The organism is uncultured Cetobacterium sp. (assembly GCF_947039425.1).
In the GTDB taxonomy this organism is placed as follows: domain Bacteria; phylum Fusobacteriota; class Fusobacteriia; order Fusobacteriales; family Fusobacteriaceae; genus Cetobacterium_A.
The window spans coordinates 1-4,456 of record NZ_CAMQYW010000158.1; the positions used below are offsets into that span (position 1 = coordinate 1).

The 4,456-nt window shown below is 24.1% G+C and carries 8 protein-coding genes; 6 read left to right on the forward strand and 2 right to left on the reverse strand.

Annotated elements, in window-relative coordinates; all coding sequences use genetic code 11:
• The first annotated feature begins 75 nt into the window (after positions 1 to 75).
• The 5 genes from Q0V09_RS08140 (at position 76) to Q0V09_RS08160 (ending at position 2,261) form a co-directional block, all read left to right on the forward strand.
• Positions 76 to 576, forward strand: a complete 501-nt coding sequence (locus tag Q0V09_RS08140; RefSeq protein ID WP_297488356.1) for a hypothetical protein — start codon at positions 76 to 78, stop codon at positions 574 to 576.
• A gap of 16 nt (positions 577 to 592) precedes the next feature.
• Positions 593 to 898 (forward strand): hypothetical protein, encoded by a 306-nt coding sequence (locus Q0V09_RS08145; RefSeq protein WP_297488359.1) that lies wholly within the window; start codon positions 593 to 595, stop codon positions 896 to 898.
• A 102-nt stretch (positions 899 to 1,000) separates the two neighbouring features.
• Positions 1,001 to 1,243: a hypothetical protein gene (locus tag Q0V09_RS08150; protein ID WP_297488362.1), complete on the forward strand. Its 243-nt coding sequence runs from the start codon at positions 1,001 to 1,003 to the stop codon at positions 1,241 to 1,243.
• A gap of 11 nt (positions 1,244 to 1,254) precedes the next feature.
• Positions 1,255 to 1,794: an N-acetylmuramoyl-L-alanine amidase gene (locus tag Q0V09_RS08155; protein ID WP_297488365.1), complete on the forward strand. Its 540-nt coding sequence runs from the start codon at positions 1,255 to 1,257 to the stop codon at positions 1,792 to 1,794.
• A gap of 188 nt (positions 1,795 to 1,982) precedes the next feature.
• On the forward strand, positions 1,983 to 2,261 hold the full coding sequence (locus Q0V09_RS08160; RefSeq protein ID WP_297488368.1) for an HU family DNA-binding protein: 279 nt from the start codon (positions 1,983 to 1,985) through the stop codon (positions 2,259 to 2,261).
• Positions 2,262 to 2,518: 257 nt separating this feature from the next.
• Here the strand turns inward: Q0V09_RS08160 and Q0V09_RS08165 are convergent, their stop codons facing one another.
• Both Q0V09_RS08165 and Q0V09_RS08170 read right to left on the reverse strand, forming a co-directional pair.
• Positions 2,519 to 2,686 (reverse strand): hypothetical protein, encoded by a 168-nt coding sequence (locus tag Q0V09_RS08165; RefSeq protein ID WP_297488371.1) that lies wholly within the window; start codon positions 2,684 to 2,686, stop codon positions 2,519 to 2,521.
• Between the two features lie 182 nt (positions 2,687 to 2,868).
• Positions 2,869 to 3,618, reverse strand: a complete 750-nt coding sequence (locus Q0V09_RS08170) for an outer membrane beta-barrel protein (protein ID WP_297488374.1) — start codon at positions 3,616 to 3,618, stop codon at positions 2,869 to 2,871.
• Positions 3,619 to 3,865: 247 nt separating this feature from the next.
• Here Q0V09_RS08170 and Q0V09_RS08175 point away from each other — a divergent pair, with 247 nt between their 5' ends.
• Complete coding sequence (locus Q0V09_RS08175; protein WP_297488377.1) at positions 3,866 to 4,105, forward strand: HU family DNA-binding protein; 240 nt, start codon at positions 3,866 to 3,868, stop codon at positions 4,103 to 4,105.
• Positions 4,106 to 4,456: the final 351 nt, after the last annotated feature.

Here is a 4,456-nt window from a genome sequence, read left to right on the forward strand (position 1 = left end):
GTTGACATTTCATACTTATTTTTTTTGAATTATAGAGTAAATTCTATAATTTATACAAATAAAAGGAGCGATTAAATGAACATTTATATTTACAATAAACATACTTTAGCTTTAGAAGGAGTTCCAGTAGCTTCAACTTTTGAAGAATTTAAAACTAATCCAATTGAATTTTATCCCGATTGGAACATAGATAATAATATTGCATCAGATACCCTTATTAATAATCCTATTTTAGATGGTGATATTATAAGAGAAAAGACTAGAGAAGAGCAAATACTACTAGATAATAAGCTAGAACTATTACAGGATGGAGAATACTTAGAAAACAATAAAATTATTATTATTCATGCTCCTGAAAATCTATTTAAAAAAAAATGGAACAAGTTATTAAATATATGGGAAGAAGGAGCAAATGAAAGTGAAATTCAAAATGAAATTTTAAAATTGATGGATGAATATACTTTTCTAGTTGAAAAAAAAGTCAGATGGCATAATTGTGGTTTTTCAACTATTGAAATTGAAAAAGAAATGAAAATAAATGAACTTAAAAGACGTGAACTTGCAAAACTAAAATAATTTTAAGGAGAAAATAATGGATATATTAAATTTAATGAAAGAACATCAAGATATTATTCTAACTGGAGGTGCTTTTCTTATTGGATTAATTATTCCAAAAGCTAAAGCTAATTTATTTGGTAAAAAAATAGGTCAAAAGATACCTAAAAAAGCAGCAATATTTATAGCTGATCAATTGGATGCAGTAGAAAAAGGCTTAAGACAACAAGATGTTAATGGAAATGCCGAATTAGTTTCAAATATTCAAGTATCTAAAGAATTTGATAATTTAAAAATCAACTTGGGTTTAGACCAAGTATCAAAGGAAAAGGTTTTGAAATAAGAATAGATCCCCTTAATTACAAAAAGAAACTTATAGAACTTAGAGTCTTTAGAGCAGCTAACTCTATAAGAGAATTATTTAAATTTTGATAAAGGAGATGCAATGTTTAAAGAAGCAGAAATATATCTAAAGATAATAGGAATGATAGCAGCAGCATTCTTTGCTTATCATAAATTTATAATGGCACAATTAGATAAGAAGGTGGATAAAGAGTCTTGTCAAAAAGAAACAGAATACAGAGAAAAACTCCAAAAAGAAAGTAATAAAACAATTTATAAAATGCTTGCAGAAGTTAAAGATGAATTGAACATTATTAAAACATATATATTGCAAAATAAAAATTAAGGAGAGGGAATATGAAAAGAGTAGTACTTTTAGCAGGACACAACTTCAATAGTCCAGGTTGCCATACAGTCATTGATGGAAAAATCGTTACAGAATTCGATTTAACTACTTTGTTAGTCGCTGAAATATTTAAAAAAGAAAGACTTATGGGAATTGATTTAATTATAAAAGCTAGAAATGATTATTCTAACTTAGTAAAAGAGGTTAATAGTTTAAATGCAGATTATTTAATAAGTTGCCATTTTAATGCTTACAATGCAAAAACACAAGGTACAGAGGTCTTATATAGTCATATTTCAGCCAAAGGAAAAGAATTAGCTATAGTTGCTCAAAAGAAATTACTAAAGCATTTAGGTCTAAATAACAGAGGTTTAAAACCTATAACTCTAAAAGATAGAGGCGGAAGTATTTTAAATAAAACTAAACCAGTTGCAATACTATTAGAACCTTTTTTCTTAGATCATATTACAGCAAAAAAAGAATTGGATGATTTAATGAAAAAAACAGAAAATGCAATACTCGACATACTAAATTATATAGATATTAAATAGATTTTTATTGTAAATTTTTAAAAAAGAGAGTATTATTATAAATACCTAAATACTAATTACACAATATATTTTAAAACTAATAAAAAAAGGAAGAGATAATATCTTTTCCTTTTTTTTGAAATTTAATATTGTAAAGTTTTGGAATATAATGTAGTATATCTTGAAATTAAATCTATTGGGGGAAATAAATGACTAAACAAGAATTTATAGAATTATATCAAAAAAATATGGAATTAGAAAATAAAAAAGAATCTGGAAAATTAGTAAATGGATTTCTTTCAACTTTAGAAGAAATTCTTATCAAAGGAGAAGATTTAACTATTGTTGGGTTTGGTAAATTTGAAACTAAACTACAAGGAGCTAGAACTTGTAGGAATCCTAAAACTGGGGAAGAAATTCAAGTAGCTGAAAAAAAAATAGTTAAATTTAAAGTAGGAAAAACGTTCGCTGATAAAGTAGCAAAATAGTAAGGAGAATTTCTCTATGGAAATAAAAACTTATATCAAACTCATAATGGTATTAATTTTAATTGCTATATTAGCAATAGGATTTGCCTCAATCCCATTGAATATTTAAAAAAACGTTTTGATTCTTTTACAAATTATTAAAAAATAAGATATAGTATTAATACCTGATGAGTATTTTAATAAAAAAGAACCCTTAGTCTATATGGGTTCTTTTTTATTAGAAAATAAAATTCTATAATAATTCTGAAATATAATTACTATACTCCTTTATATTTTAAAATATTTAATATTCCAGTTAATAATTCATCTTCACTTAAATCATCTAAACTTAAAGTGGTTTTTAATTTTAAAGACTTATTTAAATAATTTTTACTAGCCTTTATTTCTTTTTTTCCTCGTAGATTATTATCCAGCGCTGCTTTCATATTGTTCTCCTCGCTTATATTAGTCTTTCTTTATCTAAAATGGTATTTATATATATACGCTATTTTTCTTTCTTTCCTTTATTTATTTTTATAAATTTTAAAAAAATAAACTTTTTAAGTTAAGAACCATAAAAAAAATCCCCTAGAAATAATATCTTTATCTAGGAGATTTATATATTCTATTAAATATTGAATTTATATCCAACAGATAAAGTTACTCTTGAATAATCTAATTTAGATTTTGTAAAAGTTCCATCTTCATCAGACCAAGAAGCTTTAGCAAAGTTTGTTTGATACATTAAATCAACTAAATAGTTATTATATTCAACTCCAGCACCTAGTCCTGTATATAATCCATTTTTAACTTTTGTTTTTATATTCTCAGTTCCAGCATTATCAGTAAGTTTTGTTTTGTCTTCATTTATATTGAAAGAATATCCTAAGTTAGCTTTTAAATATGGTTTTAAAGCACTTTCTGTATTAAAGTTATATTTCCCAGTAACATAAAGTGGAATAGAATCATATTTTGCCATTTTAGCTATAACACCTTGGTTGAATGAAAAATCTTTATTTTTATTATGATCTTGATAAGCTATTCCAAGCCCAAGTTCTAATGAATCTGTTATATTTTGAGTCCCTTCAATAGCTAATTCATATCCAAATCCTTTAGTTTTTCCATTTGAAATTTTTGTAGAATTAACTTTATATTTAGAATATTTTGAAGTTATATCTCCACCTGCTTTTAAATAAATATGCTTATTAGATTTTGTAATTATATTTTCTATAGGAGCTACTGCAACTTCTGGTAAAAGTTCAGGTGTAACAACTTCTACAACTTCAATAATCTCAGGTTGAACAACAACCTCTTTTCCAGCAGATAGTGCTAAAATACTTGTACTTAAAAATAGTGATGCTAATGTTAATTTTTTCATGTAAATCCCTCCCTAAATATTAAATTGTATATGACTTATCTTTATACATACTCATTATAGTTGATGAATATAATATAAAAATAATATATACACAAAATTTTTAAATTGATGAACAAAATTCTAAGAAAACTATCACAAAACAAAAAAAATAGAATAAAAATATTTCATCATAATTATAATTACATATAATATTTATAATTCATTCGAATAAATCACTCAAAATAGTATAGAATTATATCAAAAAAATATGGGATTAGAAAATAAAAAAGAATCTGAAAAATTTGTAAATGGATTTCTTTCAACTTTAGAAGAAATTCTTATCAAAGGAGAAGATTTAACTATTGTTGGGTTTGGTAAATTTGAAACTAAACTACAAGGAGCTAGAACTTGTAGGAATCCTAAAACTGGGGAAGAAATTCAAGTAGCTGAAAAGAAAATAGTTAAATTTAAAGTAGGAAAAACATTTGCTGAAAAAATAGTAAAATAATAAAGAAATTTATATATGAAAATAAAAAAGAGCCTGTCAATTCATTAAGATATGAATTCACAGGCTCTTTAATAATCAAAGTAAAATACTTTTAAATTGATTATAAAAAAATTTAATTTCCATTTTAACTGGGGAGATAGAAATCAAACTCTTTTAATACAAAATTATTATTTAGGTAAAAATAGTATATATTATTTTCAAATTATTCATAATATCAATAAAAATATAATAATAAATAAAAATACTTCATCATGATGATATTTATATATAATATTTACAATTCATTTAAATAAACAACTCACAAAAGTCTACTATTTTGAGTTTTATAAATAACCACGATATTTATATCAA

What these genes read in the sequence shown, in the direction of transcription:
- Q0V09_RS08140 (WP_297488356.1), top strand. Translation starts at nt 76, where the DNA reads ATGAACATTTATATTTACAATAAACATACTTTAGCTTTAGAAGGAGTT.
- Q0V09_RS08145 (WP_297488359.1), top strand. Translation starts at nt 593, where the DNA reads ATGGATATATTAAATTTAATGAAAGAACATCAAGATATTATTCTAACT.
- Q0V09_RS08150 (WP_297488362.1), top strand. Translation starts at nt 1,001, where the DNA reads ATGTTTAAAGAAGCAGAAATATATCTAAAGATAATAGGAATGATAGCA.
- Q0V09_RS08155 (WP_297488365.1), top strand. Translation starts at nt 1,255, where the DNA reads ATGAAAAGAGTAGTACTTTTAGCAGGACACAACTTCAATAGTCCAGGT.
- Q0V09_RS08160 (WP_297488368.1), top strand. Translation starts at nt 1,983, where the DNA reads ATGACTAAACAAGAATTTATAGAATTATATCAAAAAAATATGGAATTA.
- Q0V09_RS08165 (WP_297488371.1), bottom strand. Translation starts at nt 2,686, where the DNA reads ATGAAAGCAGCGCTGGATAATAATCTACGAGGAAAAAAAGAAATAAAG.
- Q0V09_RS08170 (WP_297488374.1), bottom strand. Translation starts at nt 3,618, where the DNA reads ATGAAAAAATTAACATTAGCATCACTATTTTTAAGTACAAGTATTTTA.
- Q0V09_RS08175 (WP_297488377.1), top strand. Translation starts at nt 3,866, where the DNA reads ATGGGATTAGAAAATAAAAAAGAATCTGAAAAATTTGTAAATGGATTT.